Origin of the sequence: Actinoplanes oblitus, from assembly GCF_030252345.1 — a bacterium.
Taxonomy (GTDB): Bacteria; Actinomycetota; Actinomycetes; order Mycobacteriales; family Micromonosporaceae; genus Actinoplanes; species Actinoplanes oblitus.
Genome location: NZ_CP126980.1, coordinates 3,153,821 through 3,174,975 on the forward strand (window position 1 = coordinate 3,153,821; position 21,155 = coordinate 3,174,975).

17 protein-coding genes are annotated in these 21,155 nt (G+C 72.5%); 7 read left to right on the forward strand and 10 right to left on the reverse strand.

Annotated features, from left to right (window positions below; all coding sequences use genetic code 11):
• Positions 1-55: 55 nt before the first annotated feature.
• The 3 genes from Actob_RS14100 to Actob_RS14110 are packed head-to-tail and all read right to left on the reverse strand — an operon-like array spanning position 56 to position 3,198.
• The gene (locus Actob_RS14100; protein ID WP_284920615.1) at positions 56-1,363 is read right to left on the reverse strand and encodes a glycosyltransferase; all 1,308 of its coding nucleotides are present in this window, start codon (positions 1,361-1,363) and stop codon (positions 56-58) included.
• On the reverse strand, positions 1,360-2,307 hold the full coding sequence (locus Actob_RS14105) for a glycosyltransferase family 2 protein (RefSeq protein ID WP_284920616.1): 948 nt from the start codon (positions 2,305-2,307) through the stop codon (positions 1,360-1,362). The genes Actob_RS14100 and Actob_RS14105 overlap by 4 nt, the downstream gene beginning before the upstream one ends.
• Before the next feature lie 15 nt (positions 2,308-2,322).
• The gene (locus Actob_RS14110; protein WP_284920617.1) at positions 2,323-3,198 is read right to left on the reverse strand and encodes a glycosyltransferase family 2 protein; all 876 of its coding nucleotides are present in this window, start codon (positions 3,196-3,198) and stop codon (positions 2,323-2,325) included.
• A 480-nt stretch (positions 3,199-3,678) separates the two neighbouring features.
• Between Actob_RS14110 and Actob_RS14115 the strand changes: the two genes are divergently transcribed.
• The 4 genes from Actob_RS14115 (at position 3,679) to Actob_RS14130 (ending at position 7,057) form a co-directional block, all read left to right on the forward strand.
• Positions 3,679-3,831 carry a hypothetical protein gene (locus Actob_RS14115; RefSeq protein WP_284920618.1) on the forward strand — a complete coding sequence of 51 codons (153 nt, stop codon included), beginning with the start codon at positions 3,679-3,681 and terminating at the stop codon, positions 3,829-3,831.
• 64 nt (positions 3,832-3,895) lie between these two features.
• Positions 3,896-4,849 (forward strand): sulfotransferase family protein, encoded by a 954-nt coding sequence (locus Actob_RS14120; RefSeq protein WP_284920619.1) that lies wholly within the window; start codon positions 3,896-3,898, stop codon positions 4,847-4,849.
• A 48-nt stretch (positions 4,850-4,897) separates the two neighbouring features.
• Positions 4,898-5,809 (forward strand): glycoside hydrolase family protein, encoded by a 912-nt coding sequence (locus Actob_RS14125; protein ID WP_284920620.1) that lies wholly within the window; start codon positions 4,898-4,900, stop codon positions 5,807-5,809.
• Positions 5,810-6,088: 279 nt separating this feature from the next.
• Positions 6,089-7,057 carry a serine/threonine-protein kinase gene (locus Actob_RS14130; RefSeq protein WP_284920621.1) on the forward strand — a complete coding sequence of 323 codons (969 nt, stop codon included), beginning with the start codon at positions 6,089-6,091 and terminating at the stop codon, positions 7,055-7,057.
• Here Actob_RS14130 and Actob_RS14135 read toward each other — a convergent pair.
• Together Actob_RS14135 and Actob_RS14140 are read right to left on the reverse strand one after the other, a co-directional pair.
• On the reverse strand, positions 6,986-7,849 hold the full coding sequence (locus Actob_RS14135; protein ID WP_284920622.1) for a universal stress protein: 864 nt from the start codon (positions 7,847-7,849) through the stop codon (positions 6,986-6,988). The two genes, Actob_RS14130 and Actob_RS14135, sit on opposite strands and share 72 nt — an antisense overlap.
• Positions 7,846-9,261 (reverse strand): amino acid permease, encoded by a 1,416-nt coding sequence (locus Actob_RS14140; RefSeq protein ID WP_284920623.1) that lies wholly within the window; start codon positions 9,259-9,261, stop codon positions 7,846-7,848. The genes Actob_RS14135 and Actob_RS14140 overlap by 4 nt, the downstream gene beginning before the upstream one ends.
• Positions 9,262-9,634: 373 nt before the next feature.
• Between Actob_RS14140 and Actob_RS14145 the strand changes: the two genes are divergently transcribed.
• Positions 9,635-9,937: an STAS domain-containing protein gene (locus Actob_RS14145; protein ID WP_284920624.1), complete on the forward strand. Its 303-nt coding sequence runs from the start codon at positions 9,635-9,637 to the stop codon at positions 9,935-9,937.
• A 739-nt stretch (positions 9,938-10,676) separates the two neighbouring features.
• On the opposite strand, the gene Actob_RS14150 is transcribed toward Actob_RS14145, so the two are convergent.
• Genes Actob_RS14150 through Actob_RS14170 form a run of 5 tightly spaced genes read right to left on the reverse strand, consistent with a single transcriptional unit; the run spans position 10,677 to position 17,171 of the window.
• The gene (locus Actob_RS14150) at positions 10,677-11,933 is read right to left on the reverse strand and encodes a cytochrome P450 (protein ID WP_284920625.1); all 1,257 of its coding nucleotides are present in this window, start codon (positions 11,931-11,933) and stop codon (positions 10,677-10,679) included.
• Positions 11,934-11,978: 45 nt separating this feature from the next.
• Complete coding sequence (locus Actob_RS14155) at positions 11,979-14,171, reverse strand: glycoside hydrolase family 9 protein (RefSeq protein WP_284920626.1); 2,193 nt, start codon at positions 14,169-14,171, stop codon at positions 11,979-11,981.
• A 32-nt stretch (positions 14,172-14,203) separates the two neighbouring features.
• Positions 14,204-15,442: an ATP-grasp domain-containing protein gene (locus Actob_RS14160; protein WP_284920627.1), complete on the reverse strand. Its 1,239-nt coding sequence runs from the start codon at positions 15,440-15,442 to the stop codon at positions 14,204-14,206.
• 13 nt (positions 15,443-15,455) lie between these two features.
• Positions 15,456-16,145 carry an alpha/beta hydrolase gene (locus Actob_RS14165; protein WP_284920628.1) on the reverse strand — a complete coding sequence of 230 codons (690 nt, stop codon included), beginning with the start codon at positions 16,143-16,145 and terminating at the stop codon, positions 15,456-15,458.
• Between the two features lie 9 nt (positions 16,146-16,154).
• On the reverse strand, positions 16,155-17,171 hold the full coding sequence (locus Actob_RS14170; RefSeq protein WP_284920629.1) for a tetratricopeptide repeat protein: 1,017 nt from the start codon (positions 17,169-17,171) through the stop codon (positions 16,155-16,157).
• A 464-nt stretch (positions 17,172-17,635) separates the two neighbouring features.
• Here Actob_RS14170 and Actob_RS14175 point away from each other — a divergent pair, with 464 nt between their 5' ends.
• Together Actob_RS14175 and Actob_RS14180 are read left to right on the forward strand one after the other, a co-directional pair.
• The gene (locus Actob_RS14175; protein ID WP_284920630.1) at positions 17,636-18,061 is read left to right on the forward strand and encodes a DUF5990 family protein; all 426 of its coding nucleotides are present in this window, start codon (positions 17,636-17,638) and stop codon (positions 18,059-18,061) included.
• 48 nt (positions 18,062-18,109) lie between these two features.
• Complete coding sequence (locus Actob_RS14180; protein WP_284920631.1) at positions 18,110-21,118, forward strand: DEAD/DEAH box helicase; 3,009 nt, start codon at positions 18,110-18,112, stop codon at positions 21,116-21,118.
• Positions 21,119-21,155 lie beyond the last annotated feature (37 nt).

Below are 21,155 nucleotides of genomic sequence, written 5' to 3' on the forward strand. Positions count from 1 at the left end.
TCGCGATGATACGAGCCGATATGCCGGATTTTCCGGGCAATCCGCGAGTCCGCGGTCAGCTCCCGGCGGCCCGCAGTTTGGCCCGGGCGGCCCGCCGCCCCCGCAGGTAGGCGCGCGGACCGGCGATCATCCCCTTGCGGTTGGCGCCGAGCAGCTCACGGGGGAAGTCGTCGCGCAGGGTGGAGACCCGCAGGCTGTCCGAGCCGGTCAGATCCCGGTACGCGGTGGGCGCCAGCTTGAGCAGCCGCCAGATCAGCCCCGGCCGGCCCAGCAGCAGGCTGGTGTACGCCGCGGTCAGCCCGGTGCCGTACCCGACCATCTGCTTCTCCAGCCCGGCGAAGTCCCGCCGGTGGAAGTGGTGGGTCACCGCGGTCGGCTGGTAGACGATCGTCCCGCCGGCCAGCAGCACCTGGGTGAAGGCCAGGGTGTCCTCGGACCCCATCGCCGGGGTGCCGGCGCCGAGCGCGGTGTCCCAGCCGCCGACCCGCTCGATCACGCCGGGCCGGAACGTCATGTTCGCCCCGGTGCCGAACGGCGGCAGCGGGTAGAGCGGGCTCTGCGGGTGCCGCGGGCCGAACACGTCGGGGACGAACCCGCGGCCCTTGCTGTGCCCGCCGAACTGCTCGAACCAGATCTGCGCCCGGGTCTCCAGCTCGGCCGGGACGATCACGCCGGAGACCACGTCGGCCTCCGGGTGCTCGACCAGCGCCCGGGCCACCTCGGCCAGCCAGTGCGGGTCGGCCAGCTCGTCGTCGTCGATCCAGGCCATGATCTCGCCCGGGCAGGCGGCGACCGCCGCGTTACGGGCGAACGACAGGCCGGCCTTGGGCTCCTTGAGGTAGGTGACCGGGCCGCGCCGGGCCGCCGACCGGACCACCTCGGCGGTGGCGTCGGTGACCGGGGCGTTGTCCACCACCAGGATCGTGAAGTTCGGGTACCGCTGGGCCAGCAGGCTGTCCAGGCAGCGGGCGAGCGCGCCGGGCCGTTCCCGGGTGCAGACCACCACGGTGATGTCCGGGGCGACGGCCAGCACCGCGCGCCGGCTCGCCAGGAACGCCGGCTCGGTCGCCGGGGTGAAACCGTTGGCCGGGATGGCGGCGCCGCCGAGCCGGGGGCGCACCACGTCGCCCAGCTCGTCGTCGATGGCGGCGGCCAGGTCGACCGGGCTCAGGCCGTACTCCGGGACGTCCACCAGGATGGTGCCGAGCGGCTCGGTGAAGAGCCGGACCAGCGCCCAGGCCTGCTGCACCCGGCGGCCGTCCGCGGTGGCCGGGCCGACCCGCGGCAGCGGCTCGGACAGTTCCAGGTCGAGCACGACGGCGGGCAGCGGGGTGTCCGTCTCGAAAACGGGTGCGGTGGTCACGGGGCGGCCTTCACTGCGGGGCGCCGGGCGGACCGGCGCGAACTGACGGTTTCCACGACGCCGCCGACGCCGGCGGCGGCCACTCCGGCGGCCACGCCGCCGGCACGCAGCAGCTGGTTCAGGCCCTGGCCGCGGGCGGCGCCGGCGAGGTGCCGCAGGAACGCCTTGGGCAGCGACCACAGGTAGCTGCGCTCGGCGCCCAGGGCGTCGTTGTCGTGCAGGCCGGCCATCTGCACCTTGCCCCGCCCCTCGGCGTAGCAGCGGCGCACGAAGAACCGGAACGAGGCCCGCTCGGCGGGGACCTCGTGCTGGATGACGGCGCTCGGCACGTACATCCAGCGGCCGCCGGCCAGCTGGCTCATCCGCAGGCAGAGGTCGGTGTCCTCGGGCCGGTTGCGGTCGCCGAGCTTGCCGAAGCCCAGCCGGAAGCCACCGACGGCGAGGAACGCGTCCCGCCGCACGATCATGTTGGCCGACCAGACGTTGCGGATCGGTGCGGTCTCGGTGGGCATTCCGGCGTACGACCCGCCGACGGCCCACAGGAACTCGGCGGGCATCCAGCGCGGCTCGGCACCCTCCCACGCCGGGACGATGGCGCCACCGGTGCCGACCACCGCCGGATCCGCGAACGGCTCGATCTGCCGGGCCAGCCAGTGCCGGTCGGCGATGATGTCGTCGTCCAGGAACGCCACCAGCGGCGTAACCGCGTGCTCGGCGCCGGTGTTCCGGTTGCCCGAGACGCCCCGGGGGTAGGCGTTCGGCAACACGGTGACGCCGGTCAGCTCGGCCTTGGCCCGGGCGTACATGTCCGGGTTGTGGTCGACGGCCACGACGATCTCGTCCGGCCGGTGGGTCTGCGCGCGGGCCGACTCCAGCGTGCGCAGCAGGTAACCCCAGCGCTTCTCGGTGTACGTGGGGATGACGATCGTGGTGGGGTGGGTCACGAGGGGGGTGCCGTCCTACTTCTGCCGCGACCGCAGGTCTCGGGTGGGCTGGTTGCCGAGGTCGTCCACTGCCGAGTGCCGCGGCTTGTTGATGTCCTGGGCGGTACGGGCGGCGCGGTTGACGTGACCGCGGGGGTCGACCGGGTGCGGCCCGCTGGCGTTCGTCGCCTGGCGGGCGGCGGTCTGCTTGGCCAGCTTCACGGCGAACAGCTCGACGCCGGCCTTACGGCGTGACCGGGCGCGGCCGAACTCGCTGAAGATGGTGCGCAGCACGCGGAAGCCGTCGCGGAAGGTGTTCAGGTTGCTCTGCCCGTGGATCCGCTCGTGCTCGGTGCTGCCGACCTCGCCGACCTTGAGCTGCTCGGCCACCGCGCGGATGTTGATCATCGTCTCGATCTCGAAGCCGTCGCCCCACAGCTTGCTGCCGTCGGCCGGCCGGGGCAGCTCCACGGCGGGCAGGTCGAGGGCCGGCACCACGTCGCGCCAGAACGCGTTGTAGCCGTAGCAGAGGTCGGTGAACTTCGTCTTGAACAGGACGTTGACCACCAGGTTGAGCCCGTCGTTGCCGAGCTTGCGCAGCCGGGTGATGTCGTGGCTGTGGCCGCCGAAGTTGAACCGGGTGCCCTTCACGAACTGGTCGCCGCCGGTCAGCTTGGCGACGAACAGCGGGATCTCGGCCGGGTCGGTGGAGCCGTCGGCGTCGATCATCACGATGATGTCGCCGGTGCAGGCCGCGAAGCCGCAGGCCAGGGCGTTGCCCTTGCCGATCCGGGTCTGCTGCACGACCACCACGTCGGGGCGCAGCTCGCGAGCCACCTCGACGGTCCGGTCCTTCGATCCGCCGTCGACCAGGATCACCTCGGTGATCATCGGCGGGAGCTTCGCGAACACGTGGGGCAGGTTCCGCTCCTCATTCAGCGCGGGAATGACCACGCTTACGGTCGGTGAGTGGGGGCGGTCACTGTCGGTACTCGTGGGCACGTGCGAAAGCTCCATGTCGGTCCCTTCCGGGGGCGGCAATACGGCCGATGGCGCGGATTCTGAATCGAAGTCCGCGTGGCCGCTCGCTTCAGGCAACGAATTTAGCAACGCATTACGCTGCGTCAACAGCCGACGAGTTGGTCTCACGTCACAGCCGTTCGTCTGAGCGTGAGATCTGTCCGACGGAGGGGCGATCTTGGTCACACCGCTACGTTGAGTAACTGACATACCGGCGCTGGGTGGATCTTCCCGGCGATCCCGGCGCGAGTCTTCCTATCGCCAGAAAAACGGATCTGTCGGATATTCGCGATACGTTGGCATATCGTCACACTGGGTAGGCGAGCCCGAGGCGTGTGACGGCGCGTGAGGTGGCACCCTGAGGGAGTGGGAATGACGAGCGAGGCCGCCGGCTGCGTGTGCGGGCACCCCTTCGAGGCGCACCAGCACTACCGGGCGGGCAGCGAGTGCACCTTCTGCGGACCTCAGCGGTGCCCGCGGTTCCGGCGTCCGCGCTGGTGGCGGCGGTTCCTGCCGGCCTCCTGAGCGCCCGGGTGGCGAAAGCCTATTAGTTCTGTAGGCTTAGCTCACTTTGACGCAGGGAGGCACCATGTCACTTCCCGACTTCCTGATCGCCGGAGTCCCCAAGGCGGGCACGACGGCCCTGCACGCGGCCCTGACCGCGCACCCTCAGCTGTTCCTGCCGCCGGTGAAGGAACCCAAGTTCTTCCTCTCCGACGGACCGCCCCCGGCCCACGGCGGACCCGGTGACGTGCAGACCTACCAGGAGCACGTCTGGCGCCGCGCCGACTACGAGGCGCTGTTCGCGCCGGCCCCGCCGGGCGCCAGGAAGGGCGAGGCCACCCCGTTCTACCTGCACGACCTGGCCGCCCACGACCGGATCAAGGCACTGGTCCCGGACGTGCGGATCATTCTGCTGCTGCGCGACCCGGTGGACCGGGCGCACTCCAACTGGACCCACCTGTGGAACGCGGGCCTGGAGCCGGAGGCCGACTTCCTGGCCGCCTGCCGGGCCGAGCCGGGTCGCCGGGCGGCCGGCTGGGCGCAGTTCTGGCACTACCTCGACCTGGGCCGGTACGGCCACCAGGTGGAGCACCTCTACCAGCGGTTCTCCCGCGACCAGGTGCTGCTGCTGCGGTACCGCGAGCTGAAGGACGCGCCGCGCGCCACCCTGGACCGGGTCTGCGCGTTCCTCGGCGTGCGCACCGGCCTGCTCGGCGCGATCCCGCGGGAGAACGTGAACCGGCACGTCGTCGAGGACACCGCTGTCAACCGGGTGCTGCGCGGCCTGCTCCGCTCCGGCGGGAACTTCGGCCACCGCTTCCCGGTGCCCCTGCGGCTGGCCGCCCGCGGCCCGCTGCTCACCCTGCTGCACCGCAAGACGGGCACCCGGCCGGTGACCACCCCGGCCGAGCGCGCCGAGCTGCTGCCGCACTTCGCCGCGGACATCGCGCTGCTGCAGGACGTCACCGGTGAGCGGTACGACGACTGGCTCAGCGTGGACCGACACGCCCGGACCGCAGATACTCCACCAATTCAATAGGTTATGTCACCATTGTGCCCGTCGTACCGAAATGACCGGGAGGCGAAGTTGTCCGTCGGAACCACCACCCTGCCCCTGCCCAGCTGGGACGACTCCACGGTGGTGGTGGAGCCGCCCGGCACCGAGCCGGGAGCCTGGTCCGGGGCCCCGAGCACGATCACCGTGGACGGTCACGTCTACCTGGCGTACCGGCTGCGGCTGCCGATCGGCGCCGGGCGGGGCATCGCCAACGTGGTCGCCCGGTCCGCCGACGGGCTGGCCTTCACCGTGGTGGCCGAGGTGAGCAAGGACCGCTTCGGCGCCGAGTCGCTGGAACGGCCGGCGCTGGTGCACACCCCGGACGGGCGCTGGCGGCTCTACGTCAGCGCGGCCACCCCGGGCACCAAGCACTGGCGGGTCGACCTGCTCGAGGCGGACACCCCGGAGGGGCTGGCCACCGCGACCCCCCGGACCGTACTGGCCGGTGACGAGACCGCCGGCGTCAAGGACCCGGTGCTGCACCACGACGAGCACGGCTGGCACCTGTGGGCCTCGGTGCACCCGCTGGAGTCCTGGGACGACGCCGACCGGATGACCACCGAGTACGCCACCAGCCCGGACGGCGTGCACTGGACCTGGCGGCGGACCGCGCTGGCCGGGCGGCCGGGCCGGTGGGACGCGCGCGGGGTGCGGGTGTCCTCGGTGCACGTGGTGGGCGACGAGATCACGGTGGCCTACGACGGGCGGGCCACGGCGGGGGAGAACTGGGAGGAGCGGACCGGGGTGGCCCGCGGCACCCGCCTGCCGGACGGCACGTTCGGCGCGCTCACCGCCGAGGAGCACGAGCCGGTGGGCAGCCCGCACCCGCCGTACGGCCTGCGCTACCTGAGCCTGGCCGACGCGCCGGACGGGAGCCGGCGGCTGTACTACGAGGCGACGCGGGCGGACGGGGCGCACGACTTGCGTACCGAAAAGGTCTGAGAGGGTTGTCACTCTCCGTGGGGGCGCTGAGTAGCGGCCGGAGCGCTGCGGCATAGCGTGGAGCACGGCGCTGGCGGTTGCGCACAGTGACGGCGCGTCGATGAGGCGGAATCGGGCTCACCAGGCCCGGTTCCGCCTTCGCATTTCTGCGGAATAGATGGACGACAATTCTTCGGCCACTGTGGAGTCCATTGTTCGTCCCGATCGGTGGACAGCGACGTTTGTGTCCGGAGCGCGAGGGTATCGGCGACACCATCGAAATCATGGGAGGGAGCGCCGGTGCGGACGCTGGGCGGGCGGTATGAACTGGTGCACCGCATCGGCCTGGGCGGCATGTCCGAGGTGTGGCGCGGGCACGACCAGGTCCTCGATCGCCCGGTCGCTGTCAAGATCATGGCGCCGGCGGTGGAGGGCACCCTGGGTGCGGCCGGCGTCGAGCTGATCCGCGCCGAGGCCCGCTCGGCGGCCCGGCTGGCCCACCCGAACGTGGCCGGCGTGCACGACTTCGGCACGTCGCCGGCGCCCGGGCGGCGCGACGTGCCGTACATCGTGATGGAGCTGGTCGAGGGCCAGACGCTGGGCCAGCACCTGGCGCTCGGCCCGCTCGACTGGCGGATCGGGGTGCGGATCTGCGCCGAGGTGGCCGCCGCCCTGGCCGCCGCGCACGCCGAGCAGGTGGTGCACCGCGACATCAAGCCGGCCAACGTGATGCTCACGCCCAGCGGCGCCAAGGTCCTCGACTTCGGGATCGCCGCGGCGGTCGGCGCCCCCGAGCCGGACCCGGACGGCCCGGTGATGGGCACCCCGGCCTACGTCGCACCGGAACGCTTCGAGGGCCGCCCGGCCACCCCGGCCTCCGACATGTTCGGGCTCGGCTCGCTGCTCTACCACTGCCTGGCCGGCCGGGTGCCGTGGACCACGAAATCGCACACCGAGCTGATCCACGCCCAGCGGTACTGGGACCCGGAGCCGCTGCCGCGCCTGGACGGGCTGCCGCCCGAGGTGCTCGACCTGTGCTTCCGCTGCCTGCGCCGCGATCCCACGCAACGGCCCACCGCGCTGGTCGCCGCGCTGCTGCTGGCCGAGGCGGTGGACGCGCGGGTGTACGTACCGATGTCCGATCTCGATCCGGCGCCGCCGACCTGGGACCGGCGGGCGATGGAGGAGCCGACCTACTCAGGCCCGCGGCACCACGACCAGTGGCAGACCCGCCCGACGCAGCATGCGGCCCGACACGCCGCCGAGTAGCACCCGCCGGGCGGGGCCGTAGCCGCGGGACCCGCAGAACAGCAGGTCCAGTCCGGTCAGCGCGGCCAGCTCCTCGACCACGTCACCGGCCCGCAACTCCCACTCCACCGGCACGTCCGGGACACTGGCGGCGGCCTTGCGCAGGGCGTCCTCGTACGTCTCCCGGGCGGTGTCCAGGAACGCCCGCTCCGCGTCGTCACCGATCAGGAACGGCAGCGCCGCGTCGCCCGCGGCCACCACGGTGACCAGCAGCAGCGGGAGCCCGGTACGCCGGGCCAACTCGGCCGCCGCGTCCAGCGCCGCCCGCCCGTCCGGGGTGTCCACGTAGGCGACCCCGATCCGCCCGGCGCTGCCCGGCGCCGCCGGACCGCCGGCCGGAGTGACCGCGACCGGGCAGACACTGCCGGCCAGCAGCCGCTCGGCGGTGCTGCCGGCGAAGAGCCGGGCGGCCGGCGCCGCCGCACCCGAGCCGACCACCAGCATCGCCGCCCCGGTCTGCTCGGCCAGGTCGTGCAGGCCGTGCGCCGCCGAGCTGGACGCCACGATCCGGTACTCCACCCCGGGCGGGTCGCCCAGCGTGGAGCGGGCCTGCGCCAGGATCCGCTCGGCGGCCCGGTGCCGGTCGGCGATCCACTCGGCGTCCACCCGGCCGGAGCCGATGGCCGAGGGTGCCGGGTGGACGACCACGACGACCAGCGGCGCCTGCCGGGCCTCGGCCAGCCAGCGTCCGAGGGCCAGCGCGTCGGCCGCACCCGGACTGTGATCCACCCCGACGACCACCGGCCCGCTCATGACTCGGCCCCCTCCCGGTTACGGAGCCGGGAGTGCCGGTACCCGTAGAGCCCGTAGATGATCAGGCCGACCGCCAGCCACACCACGAACCGGAGCCAGGTGTCCCAGGGCAGGTCGGACATCAGGTAGACGGCGAACGCCACGCCGATCAGCGGGAGCACCGGCGACCACGGCACCCGATACGGCCGGGGCATCTCCGGCCGCGTCCGGCGCAGCACTATCACCCCGATGTTGACCAGCACGAACGCGAACAGCGTGCCGATGTTGACCAGCTCCACGATGGTGCCCAGCGGGACCAGCGCGGCCAGGATCGCGATCAGGCCGCCCAGGACGAAGGTCAGCTTGGCCGGGGTGCCGTACCGAGGGTGCACGGTGGCCATCCGGCGGGGCAGCAGACCGTCCCGGCACATCGCGAAGAAGATCCGCGTCTGACCGTAGAAGATCACCAGCACCACGCTGGTGATCGCGACCACCGCGCCCAGCGCCAGGATCCCGGCCGCCCAGCTCATCCCGGCGCCCTGGTCGAGGGCCGCGGCGAGCGGCGCGTCGCTGTCCTTCATCTGGTCCGGGGTGGCGATGCCGAGCGCGCCCACCGTGGTGAGCACGTAGAACACCGTGCAGATGGCGAGCGAGCCGATGATCGCCCAGGGCAGGTCGCGGGCCGGGTTGCGGGCCTCCTCACTGCCGGTGGAGACCGCGTCGAACCCGATGTAGGCGAAGAAGATGATCGCCGCGGCCGCGGTTATCCCGTCCACCCCGGCCGGTGCGAACGGGTGGAAGTTGCCGGTGCCGAAGTTCGCGAACGCCACCACGATGAAGAAGACCAGCACGACCAGCTTGATCACGACCATCACCAGGTTCACCCGGACGCTCTCGGTCACGCCGCGGACCAGCAGGAACGTGATGGCCAGGACCACGAAGACGGCGGGCAGGTTGAAGATGCCGCCGTCCTCCGGGGACTTGGCGATCGCGTCCGGCAGGCTGACCCCGAACGCCGCGTCGAGGAACGCGTTCAGGTTGCCGCCCCAGCCGATGGCGATGCCGGCCACCGACACGCCGTACTCCAGGATGAGGTCCCAGCCGATGATCCAGGCGACGATCTCGCCGAGGGTGGCGTAGGTGTAGGTGTACGCGCTGCCGGAGACCGGGATCGACGACGCCAGCTCGGCGTAGGACAGCGCCGAGAACGTGCAGGCCACCGCCGCCAGGACGAACGAGAGGATCACCGCGGGCCCGGCGATGCCGGACCCCTTGCCGATCACCACGAAGATCCCGGTACCGATGATGGCGCCGACCCCCATCGCGGTCAGCTGGGTCACCCCGACCGCCTTCTTGAGCTCGCTGCCCTCCTCGGATGTCTCGTGGATCAGCGACCCCACGTCCCGGATGGCGAACAGTCCGGATCCGGCCATGCCGTGCCCCCTTCCGCTGCGTCAGATCACCGTCATCCCGCGATCACCCCGACCGCAAGCGGAACGGGGAGACGATCGGCGCGATGTGGGAAGTTCGGTTTCCCGGCTTGCCCCCGGACAGACCCGGTGGATGAAAAAACCTTCGGCGTACGCGGTGTGCGCCGTCCCCGACAAACCGCGCGGCAGCCTGCGAGGGGTACGGCGGGGCGGGTACGGTGGGTAGGTCGGGCAAAACGCCCGACTCGGAGTTTTTGCCCGGTTCGGAGCTTCTGGCCACGTCCAGATGGGTTCCTCCGGTCGGCTCGGAGTTTCTGGTCAGCTCGGGCTTCTGCCGGGCTTCTCGTGGGGCGAGGTCACGATGGGGCAGGCCGTGATGACGACACGGCAGCAGGCCGACGGCGCCATGGTCGTCGACGTACGAGGCAGCCTGGACGCGGCGACCGTCGACTCGCTGCGCGAGCTCCTGCGCGAGACTCTGCAGCGCGACCGTCCCACGGCGATGATCGTCGACCTGACGTACGTCACCTTCATGGACTCGGTGGGGATCGGCGCCCTGGTCGCCGGCCAGCGTGCGGCCCGCGACATCGGGACCCGCTTCCAGCTGCGCAACCCGAGCGAATTCGTCCATCGGCAGCTCCGCGTGACCGGGCTGACCGAGCTCCTCGGCTGCATCTGACCCCTGCTCGCGGGTCTGCACTCCTTCTTTCGCCGCACCCGGGGCTGCTCAGGGTCCGCGGCCGGTCGCGGTCCGGCCTGGGGGTTGTTGGTCGCGGTCCCGGCCGCCGGTTGTGGTCCGTGGTTGGTTGCGGTTGGGCTGCCAGGCCAGGGGGTTGTTGGTGGCGGTCTCGGCCGCCGGTTGTGGTCCGTGGTTGGTTGCGGTTGGGCTGCCAGGCCAGGGGGTTGTTGGTGGCGGTCTCGGCCGCCGGTCGTGGTCCGTGGTTGGTTGCGGTTGGGCTGCCAGGCCAGGGGGCTGTTTGTCGCGGTCCCGGCCGCCGGTCGCGGCCCGCCGACGATCTGGCCCGATCTGGTGTGCGGTCCGTGGGCCGGCTTTCCGGCCGAGCCCCTACATTCCCGGTACGCCCCACGCCCGGCACCGCCACCACCCCGCCCCGCACCGCCCGGCTGGTCGTCACGGTGGTGTCCGGGCTCGGGATAGGGCGCTCAGTGCCAGCCGGGGTTGTCCGGCTGGTCGTGGTGGTGGTGTCCGGGCTCGGGATAGGGCGCTCAGTGCCAGCCGGGGGTGTGTGGCTGGTGGTCACGGTGGTGTCCGGGGCCGGGATAGGGCGTTGGGTGCCAGCCGGGGTGTGTGGCTGGTGGTCACGGTGGTGTGCGGGGCCGGGATAGGGCGTTGGGTGCCAGCCGGGTGTTCGGCTGGTTGTCACGGTGGTGTGCGGAGCGGTGGGGACTGGCCGGGGTCAGTGGCTGACCAGGACTCGGGCGCGGACCGGGAGGGAGAGCGGGCCCCGGATGATGCTGGCGTCGCGGCGGCGGAGCGGGCTGGCGCGCCGCAGGTCGGGCATCCGTTCGGCGAGCATGCGCAGGGCGATGCTCGCCTCCAGGCGGGCCAGGGGAGCGCCGACGCAGTAGTGGATGCCGCTGGAGAAGGCCAGGTGGTCGGCCTCCGGGACGCGGTGGATGTCGAACTGGTCGGCGCGGGAGTAGACGGACGGGTCGCGGTTGGCGCCGCCGAGCAGGGCGACGACGAACTGGCCGCGGCGGACCGGGACGCCGGCGATCTCGACGTCCTCGCGGGCGCAGCGGGCGGTGCGCTGCACCGGCGGGTCCCAGCGCAGCGTCTCCTCGACCGCGGCGTCGGCCAGGCCGGCCGGGTCGGCGCCGAGCGCGGCCCACTGGGTGGGGTGGTCGAGCAGGGCGTTGACGGCGTTGCCGATCAGGTTGACGGTGGTCTCGAAGCCCGCCACGAGCAGCAGCCGGCACATGGGCAGCAGCTCGTGTGACTGGATCTGATCACCCTCGGCGGCGAGGATGCGGCTCACCGCGTCGTCCGCCGGTTCGCGGCGGCGCAGCACGAAGAGCCGGATGAAGACCTCGTCGATGGCGTTGCTGGCGGCCACCAGCCGGGCCGCGTGGCGCAGCGAGCGGACCCCGTCGAGGGCGCTGCCGACGACCGCGCCGTGCGCCGCGAACGCCTCGGCGTCCGCGTCCGGTATGCCCATCAGGTCGGTGATCACCGCGATCGGCAGCGGTGCCGCGAAGTCGCTGACCAGGTCGAACGTGCCCTTGGCGGCGGCCCGGTCGAGCAGCTCGCCGACCACCCGCTCGACACGCGGCCGGTAACCGGCGATCTGTTTCGGGCTGAACGCCGGCTGGGCGAGCCGGCGCAGCCGGGTGTGCTCGGGCGGGTCCTTGTCCAGGAACGACATGTCGATCTCGTCGCCCGGCGCGCCCGGCCCGTTCATCGCCACCGCGCGCGGCCCGAACCGCCTGTCGCGCAGCACGCTGTTGCAGACGGTGTGCGTCGCTGTCGTGTAGTTGCCGAGCCGGGTCGGCATCAGCGGCCCGTACGCCCGCACCTCGTCGTAGACGGCGTACGGATTCTCCCGGCCCTCGGCCAGGTGCAGGCGGGACAGTGGATCCCGCCGCACCCGGCCCCAGTAGTTGATGGCGAGCTGACGGCCGTACAGGGCGGCGGCGAATCGCAGCGCTTGCATGCTGGGCACGTTACGCCACGAGACGCCGCCGTCGCGGTAAGTGATCTAGTGGATTTCGGCGACGTACCCGGTCAGGCGAGCCAGCGCCGCGTTCCAGTTGATGGCCAGCTCGTTGGTGGACCAGGACTGGATGTCGTCGATGTAGCAGAACTGCCCGACGCAGCCCTTCAGCTTCTCCTGCGCGAGCGGGTCCTGGATCGACGAGTTCGGGCCACCGGCCAGGCTGCCGGCCGGCGGGTGCGGCAGCGCCGGGTCGAGCTGGGCGGCGTACCAGCGGCTGTGCTCGTTCTGCGCGCTGACCTCGCCGTACCCGGTGACGTAGGACCGGTTCAGCGCGTTGCGGCCGAGCAGGTAGTCCAGGCCGGTGAGCACGCCGTCACGGTACTTGGCGCGCCCGGTCAGCTGGTGCGCCGCGGTGAGCACCACCAGGTTGTTGGCGATGATGCTGTTCGAGCCCCAGTCCCAGACGTTGTTCGCGGGGGCGTACGCGACGCCGTACGGATGCGCCCGCTGCACCGCCAGGTACTTGTCGGCACCGGCCACCACCTGCGCCTTGACCCCGTTCAGGCCGGGCAGCTTGTTCGGGAGCAGCGCCAGGTCCATCTTCGCCGGGGCCGCGGTGGCGGCCCAGTCGAACGCGGCCGGCCCGAACGAGTCGGCGGTGTGCTCGGGCGAGGTGATCACGTCGGTGGCGTACCGCTTCTCGCCGGTGGTCAGGTAGAGCTCGGCGGCCGCCCAGTAGAAGTCGTCGGTCACCTTGGTGTCGTTGTACGCGCCGCCGCCGACCCCGTCGGACTCCGGGGCGAGCGCGATCGGGTGGGTCTTGGCGGCGGTGTACGCCTTCGTCGCGGCGGCGAGCGCCCGCTTGGCGAACGCCGGGTCGTACCGCGAGTAGATCCGGGCGGCCTGGGCGGCGGTGGCGGCCAGGTTCAGCGTCGCCGCGGTGGAGACCGGGTGCAGCTCGCGGGGCTGCGGGTCGGCCGACGGCAGCAGCGGCAGGCCGGTCCACGCCTGGTCATGGATCTTGTGGTGCACCATGCCGTCCGGCGCCTGCATCTCGAGCAGGAAGTCCAGCTCCCAGCGGGCCTCGTCGAGGATGTCCGGGATCCGGTCGCCGCTCTCCGGGATGTTCAGACTCACCTTGCGTACGCCACGGGACTGCTCGTACTCGCTGAGCAGGCCCCACACGGAGATGCCGCCGTTGACCACGTACTTGCCGTGGTCGCCCGCGTCGTACCAGCCGCCGCGCACGTCCAGGCGGTAGTCGCAGACGCCGGGCTGGCAGGGGACGTCGCCGTCACCCTGGTTGGGGGCGACGTCGACGTGGCCGGCCGGGCGGCCGTAACCGGGGCGCAGGGCGTCGTCGATGGCGATACCGGAGCGCTGGGTGTAGAAGAACTTCAGCGAGTCGGCGCGCAGCCGGTCGTAGGCGGCGGCGCCGATGTCGAACGGCCGGGAGGTCTCGCCGTCCGCCGTCAGGGTGTAACCGCTGCCCGGCTTGGTGAAGCGCGAGAAGTCGATGCTGTGCACGTTCTGTCCGGAGGAGGCGTCGACGCCGCGCGGCACCGACCGCCCGCTCGCCACGACCTTGCCGTTGTCGTCGGACAGGTGCCACGGCAGGGCGCTGGTGGCCTCGGTGACCAGCGTGGCGCCCTTCGGCCCGGCCGGCAGGTAGGCGACCTGGTTCACCCGGACCCGGGGCCCGGTGTCCGGCACGTAGACCTCCGGCGGCACCCCGCCCACCAGCGAGACGTTGTCCACGCAGAAGTGCCACGGCTCGGCACTGCCGCCCACCTGGAACGCGACCTGCCCCTGAGCCGTGCTGGTCGAGGCGGTGAACGTGTACTCGTAGTGCTGGAGCCCGCCGAGCGCCGGCGACTGCTCGAAGTACGTGTCGTACGGGCTGACCGCGAGCCCGGTGACCGCCCGCACCACGTGCCCGGCGTCGCCGCTCGCGTCGAAGGCGAACCGGTACGTCTCACCGGCCACGAGGTCGATGTCGTTCTGCCCGATCGCGGCGTCCCACCGGTTGGCGGTGCCGCCGGGCACGTCCACGCAGGCCTGCCCGTCGCTGAGCGCGATGGGCATGCCGGACGTGGACCAGAAAGGGTCGGTACCGCTGTCGAAACCGCCGTTGACCACCTGCTCGACCTCGTCCGCCAGGGCGGGGACGACGGCGGCGCCGACGAGTAAGAGGGTTGTCGCACTGATGGCGAGGGAGCGCTCCCATAGATGCATGGAGACATACTGATGACCGGTGTGTTGCCACGTCAACGCCCTTGGTCACGAATCCAGGCGTCGATCAGGCCACCGAAGTGCGCGAGGAACTTCTCGTGCTCGTGCACCGGGTACGTGGCCCGCACCGTCTCGCGCAGCAGCGAGCGGAACTCCTCCGAGGTCACCCAGTCGTAGACGATGTCGTCGAGGTTGCTCAGGTGCTTGTCGCAGAACTCGCGGTACCTGTCGATCTCGAAATACCGGTCGGCCAGCTCCCGATAGCCGGACAACTTGTCGGCGTACGTCCGCGACGGGTCGTCGGCGATCGCGAAGTAGTCCCGGGTGTCGGTGTCCAGCCGCATCCGCCGCCCGGTCACCACGCAGAACACCGTCCAGCGCACCAGCGCGGTCATCGCCCACGGGAAGTAGTAGTGCAGCGAGGTGAGCGCCACGTCGGGGCAGGCGTTCGCGTAGTCGATCGGGAACACGTCGTCGCCGCGCACCAGTGACTCGCAGGAGTTGAACTCCCACCTGAAGAACGCGTTGACCAGCCGGGACACCGTCACCACCTCGTCGCCCGCGGTGTCCGACAAGAAGTTGTGGTCGACCTGGTAGCGGGCGTGCATCGGCTGGTCCGGCTGGAACCGCATCACCATGGTCTCCGGCCCGATGGTCAGCGAGCGGGCGAACACGTCGTAGTCCTCGACCGACGCCTGCAGGTGCATCAGCCGCTCACCGGACGCGTCGTACGCGGCGTGCAGCTCGTCCGTGTTGCGGATCTTCGAGACGCCGACCCAGGCGCCGCCGTCGTACGGCTTCATGTAGAGCGGATAGCCGATCGACGCCGCGGTGGCCTCCAGGTCGAACGACTTGTTGTAGCGCGCCGCGGTGTACGCCCACCGCGAGTTGTCCAGCGGGTTCTTGAACGGGACCAGCACCGTCTCCGGCACCTTGAGCCCGAGCCGCATCATCGCGCAGTACGCCGCGTGCTTCTCCATCGACTGGAACGTGAACGGGCTGTTCAGCAGGTACACGTCGTCCATCAGCGCGATCTTCTTGAGCCACTCGCGCGGGTGGTAGTACCAGTACGCCAGCCGGTCGATGACCAGCTCGTGCCGTGGCTGGTCGCGCAGGTTGAACGGCTCGATGGTGACCCGCACCGGCCGGGTCCGGTGGGTGCGCCCGTCGGCGGCGCTCACGTTGCCGAGCCGGCGCAGCAACGCCTCGTAGGCACGTGGCCAGTCGTCCTCGGTACCCAGCAACAGTCCGATGGTGTGCTCGACGTCGGCCACGGTCGCCTCCGATTCAGTCCGGCCAGACCCGGTCCAGCAGGGTGGTCAGGTGTGGATCAAGGGTGTTTCGCCAGTTGTCCCAGTCGTGCCCGCCCCGGGTGACGGCGAGATCCACGGGATACCCGTGTTTCGCCAAGGCATCCTTCATGTCCCGGTTGTTCGCCAGGTTCTCCTCGGCGGAGCCGCAGGTGAGCGTGGCCGGCACGGCGGGCCCCGAGTCCGCGGTGCGCACCCGCCGGACGTACCGGATGATCCGCGCCCAATGCCGGAACCCGGCCTCCTGCCGGTCGTGTCGCGGCTGGAAGTAGCTGCCGGACTGCAGGAAGAGACCGGCGAAGCCGGCCGGATGCGATCGCTGCGCGTGCAGCATGGCAAGCGCGCCGAGACTCACCCCGGTGCCGACCGCCCGGCCGGCGCCCAGCCGCGCCCGCAGCCGGGGCAGGATGTCCAGGGCGAGCGAGTCGGCCCAGGCCGGACAGGCCGCGTACCAGTCCAGGCGGTCCCCGGGCGGCAGCAGCGCCAGGTGGTAGCGGCCGGCCGCGGCCGCGTGGGCGGCCAGCCCGCCGCGCTCCGCGTACTCCGGGCCGTCGTGGGCCACCAGCAGCCGGTCGGTGCGCTGGTCAGGTGACCAGACACTGGCGGTGACGGTGGTGTGCAGCCGGGGCAGCGGGAGCCGGATCCTGCGCCACCGGCCCGCTCCCATGCACGCACATTAACGCCGGCCCGCCGATTCCGCCGATCTCGCCGGGATCCCGAGCTCGGTCATCCGGGCCGTCACGTCGTCGACCAGCGCCGGATCCCCGGTCGCCGCGGCGGCCCGCAACAGCACTGCCAGCGCCGCCGCGCTCCGCTCCGCCGCGCACCCGGGCAGCAGCGCCGGCAACCGCGCGGTGAGCAGCTCGACCGCCGCCCGCGGCCGCCCGCGCCGCCGATGCAGGAAGTCGCCGCGCATGGTGACCGCCTCGAGCGCGTTCTCCGCGCCGACCGAATGATGCCGGGCCAGTTCCGCGGCGTGCCGCGTCAGCCGATCCACCCGGCCGGTGTCGCGCCGCAACCCGGCCGCGTCCGCCCGGTTCAGCACCGACCGCAGATAGTCGTCGAGCGCCTCCGGCAGCACACTGCGGAACAGCCGCTCCGCCGCCGCGAAGTGCCCCTCCGCCTCCCGCAGATGCACCGCCGCGAACCTCGCCGCCCCGCCCCGCGCCGCCACCCGCCCCGGATCCGCCAAGTCGCCGTCCGGCGAGTCCGGATCCGCCGAGTCCGGATCCGCCACGGTCCCGTCCGGGTGGGCAGCTGTTTCGTCCGGGCACGCCGCCTCCTCCGGGCGTGCCGCCGGCACTTCACCGGCGAGCCGGGCCAGCTCCACCTCGACCACCCCGAGGTTGTCGTAGGTGATCGCCCGCCCCACCGGATCACCGACCAGCGGCCCCACCTCCAGCGACCGCACCAGATAGCGCCTGGCCAGCGGGAGTTCCCCGCGCTCGTGCGCGCTGAGCGCCAGGTTGTTCAGGATCGCCGAATGCGTTCCGGGATCCGGGTCGGCCACCCCGTCGAGCGCGGCCAGCGCCCGCCCGAAACACTCGGCCGCCTCCGCCGGTCGCCCGGCCCGCCGCAGCAGTTCGCCACGCTCGTTCTCCGCCGCCGCGCCGGCTGCGGCCGCGTGCGCACTGCGATAGACCTCGGCTCTCCTGGTCGCCGCCGCGTGCGCACTCCGGTAGACCTCCGCCACCCGTCAATCATAAAAGCGACATATCGGAAATATGTGCGCTCACGGTAGGCGTCTTCCTCTTTTTCGTACGCCTACGCAAACTCCCCGTGGCTAAGCGCCAGGTTCGCCTGCCGTCCGGGCCGCGACGCAGCGCCGGGCTGAATCCCGGCCTCACCGGAACAGCCGCCCGGCCGGCCGTCACTCCCTAGTCCCGGCCCGCCCGGCGTTGGAGCAGTGAGGCGCCCGCCCGGACGGATCGAGGGCGGGACTGCGGGGGCGGCGAGAGGGCCGTAGTGCAGCAGGGCCGATGCGTCGGGGTGCTGCGGGAACGGAGTGGTGCGGACGGCAGTGATGCGGATGGGCGGCGTGTGCACGGGCGGGGGTGGACGGGAGGGGTGCGGAGGGGGCCGCTTCCGGGCGTACCGGGAAAGTGCGGACCGGATGGGGAGCGGGCCGGGAGTGGGCGGGCGGCCTAGGGTTGAGGGGTGCGGATCCGGATCGAGGGGCGGGAGCTTCCGCAGTCGCCGGAGCTGCGGCTGAACAACGTGCACGTCGGGGTGCAGCGGCGGTCCGAGGTGGTCGGGCGGGTGCCGGTGACCGAGAGCGACGCGGTCTGGGAGATGGAGGTCGCCGGGCGGGAGGTGGACGGGCTGCTGGACGTCGGCGGGCCGTGGGTGCACGGGCCGCCGGGGGCCCGCTTCCTCTACCTGAGCTGGGGCGCGGTGCACGGGGCGGACTTCGTGATGTTCCGGCGGGCCAAGCTGCTGTTCGGCGACATCCCGACCGAGCTGCTCCGTGCCGCCTTCGAGGAGGAGGGCGTACTGGTCGGGCGGCTGACGCTGACCGACGGGGCGGGGGATCCGCGCTGTGCCCGGGTCCGGCCGCCGGTGATCGCCTGGACCCTGGAATGACGGTGGCCGTGCCGGAAAGTGTCGGTGGGGCGGCCTAGAGTCGTGCGCGTGCCGAACCTGCTGCCCGCTGCCGAGACCGGTGTCCGAGTCCTGCACGGTTTCGTCTCCCGGGACGGGTCGCTCAACCTGTGGGCGGAGGGCGGCGCGACAGGCGTGGCCGGCGGCCGCGGGGTGCCCGGGCACCCGTTCGCCGTGCCGGCCGGTGAGCTGCCGGCCGGCGAGCCACGCGACCCGGCCCTGCTGCTCCTGCCCTCCACCGGCGCCGGCCCGCTGCCGTCGCCGCAGGTCGGCGTGCCGCCCCGGCGCGGCGTGCGGCGCGCCCGGGTCTGGCGGGTGCCGGCGGTCGGCGTGCCGTTCCTCGACGCCGACCTGGCCGCCGAGTTCGACGGGCGGCTCGCGCCGAGCGTCCGCTGGCTGCTCGAGCTGTGCGGGTTCGCCGCGAGCCTGGTCCGCCGCGGCCGGGTGCTGCCCGGCGTCCGGCTCGACGGCCCGCGGCCCGTGGCGTGGTGGCGACCGGTCCTGATCGGCGCCGACGCGGCCCGGCACGCCACCCTGCTGGAGCGGATGCCGCCGGCCTGCCGCGCCGAGTCGGCCCAGGGCGCCGAGACCCGCCCGGTCCGCGCCGGCGACACCGGTGCCGCCGTCGCGAGCGCCGCCGAGCTGCTCACCGCCGCACTGGAGCGGCTGGTCGACGGCCTGGTCCGCACCCGGCTGGCCGAGACCGGGGTGACCCTGGCCGGCGACGGCTGGCTCGCCGCGCTGACCGGTGAGCCCGAGTTCCGGGCGCCGGCCGACGAGCTGGACGAGCTGGTCCGGGCCCTGGACGCCTGGTTCGCGCAGGCCGCCCGCGGCGCTGAGGTGCGCGTCTGCTTCCGGCTCAGCGACCCGCGCGAGCACGAGCCGGTGCTGCCCGGCGAGGTCCGGCTGCCCGCTGACGCGTGGCGCCTGGAGTTCCTGCTGCAGGCCGTCGACGAGCCGAGCGTGCTGGTCCCGGCCGCCGACCTGTGGCGGGACAGCTTCGCCCCGCTGCGCCGGTGGACCCTGCACCCGCAGGAGCGGTTGCTCGCCGGGCTGGGCCGGGCCGCCCGGCTCTACCCGGCGCTCGGCGACGCCCTGCGGGCCGCCCACCCGGCCGGGATGATCCTGGACACCGAGGGGGCGCACGGGTTCCTCAGCCACGCCGCGCTGCTCGAGGAGGCGGGTTACGGCGTGCTGCTGCCGTCCTGGTGGCGGCGCAGGTCCGGGCTCGGCCTGTCGCTGCAGGTGCGCGGGCGGGAGCCGATCGCCCGGATCATGCGGGACCGCACCACCGGCCTGCGCGACCTGGTCGACTATCGCTGGGGCCTGGCGCTGGGCGGCCGCACCCTCACCGAGGACGACCTGACCGACCTGGCCAAAGCCAAGGTGCCGCTGGTCAAGCTGCGCGGGCGGTGGGTGTTCCTGGACGCCGAGCGGCTCGCGGCCGGGCTGGCGTTCCTGAGCCGGGGCGGTGGGACGATGACCGCCGGGGACGCGCTGCGGGTGACCCGGCTGCTGCCGCCCGAGGAGCTGCCGCTGCCGGTGACCGACGCGCGCGGCGAGGGGTGGCTGGCCGACCTGCTCAGCGGGGAGCTGGACGAGCGGCTGGAGCTGATCGAGCCGCCCGCCGAGCTCCGGGCGACGCTCCGGCCGTACCAGAAGCGGGGTTTCTCCTGGCTGGCCTTCATGGATTCGCTGGGGCTGGGCGCGTGTCTCGCCGACGACATGGGGCTGGGCAAGACGATTCAGCTGCTCACCCTGCTGCTGCACCGGCGGGACGGGCCGGCCCTGCTGGTCTGCCCACTGTCGGTGCTGGGCAACTGGCAGCGCGAGGCGGAGCGGTTCGCGCCCAGCCTGCGGGTGCGGGTGCTGCACGGCGCCGACCGGTCACCGCCGGCCGGCGATGCCGACCTGGTGCTGACCACCTATGCCACGGCGGTGCTGGACGCCGACGCCCTGGCCGCCATCGAGTGGGACCGGGTGGTGCTCGACGAGGCGCAGCACATCAAGAACAGCGCGAGCGCCGCGGCCCGGGCGGTCCGGCGGTTCCCGGCCCGCAACCGGATCGCGCTCACCGGCACCCCGGTGGAGAACCGGCTGGCCGAGCTCTGGTCGATCCTGGACTTCGTGAACCCGGGGCTGCTGGCCTCCGCGCACACGTTCCGGGCCCGGTTCGCCGTCCCGATCGAGCGCTACGAGGACGAGGAGGCCGCCGCCCGGCTGCGTCAGGCGACCCGGCCGTTCCTGCTGCGGCGCACCAAGGCCGACCCCGGCATCGCCGGCGACCTGCCGGCGAAAAGGCAGGTCCGGCACCTGTGCGGGATGACCACCGAGCAGGTCAGCCTGTACCGGGCGGTCCTCGACGACCTGCTGGAACGCCTCGCCGAGCGCAACCAGGCCCGGCACAAGGGGCTGGTGCTGGCCGCGATGACCAAGCTGAAACAGGTGTGCGTGCACCCGGCGCTGCTGCTCAAGGACGGGTCGGCGCTGCCCGGCCGGTCCGGCAAGGTGGACCGGCTGGAGGAGATCGTCGACCGGGCGCTCGGGATCGGGGAGAGCGTGCTGGTGTTCACCCAGTTCGCCCGGTTCGGCGGGATGCTGGCGCCGCATCTGGCGGCCCGGTTCGGGGTGCGGGTGCCGTTCCTGCACGGCGGCACCCCGCGCGGCGCCCGGGACGCGATGGTCGCCGAGTTCCAGGCGGCCCGGCAGCCGGGGGTGTTCGTGCTGTCGCTCAAGGCCGGTGGCACCGGGCTGAACCTGACCGCCGCCAACCATGTGGTGCATGTGGACCGCTGGTGGAACCCGGCCACCGAGACGCAGGCCAGCGACCGGGCGTTCCGGATCGGGCAGCATCGGGACGTGCATGTGCACACGCTGGTCTGCCTCGGCACCCTGGAGGAGCGGATCGACCAGCTGCTGGCGGACAAGGGTGTGCTGGCGGAGCGGGTCGTCGGGTCCGGGGAGGGCTGGTTGACGGCGTTGTCCACCAGCGAGTTGCGCGACCTGTTCGCGCTGGCACCGGAGGCGATCGTTGACTGAGCCCGGACCCGTTGTGCTCCCTTCCCCGGAGGCGATC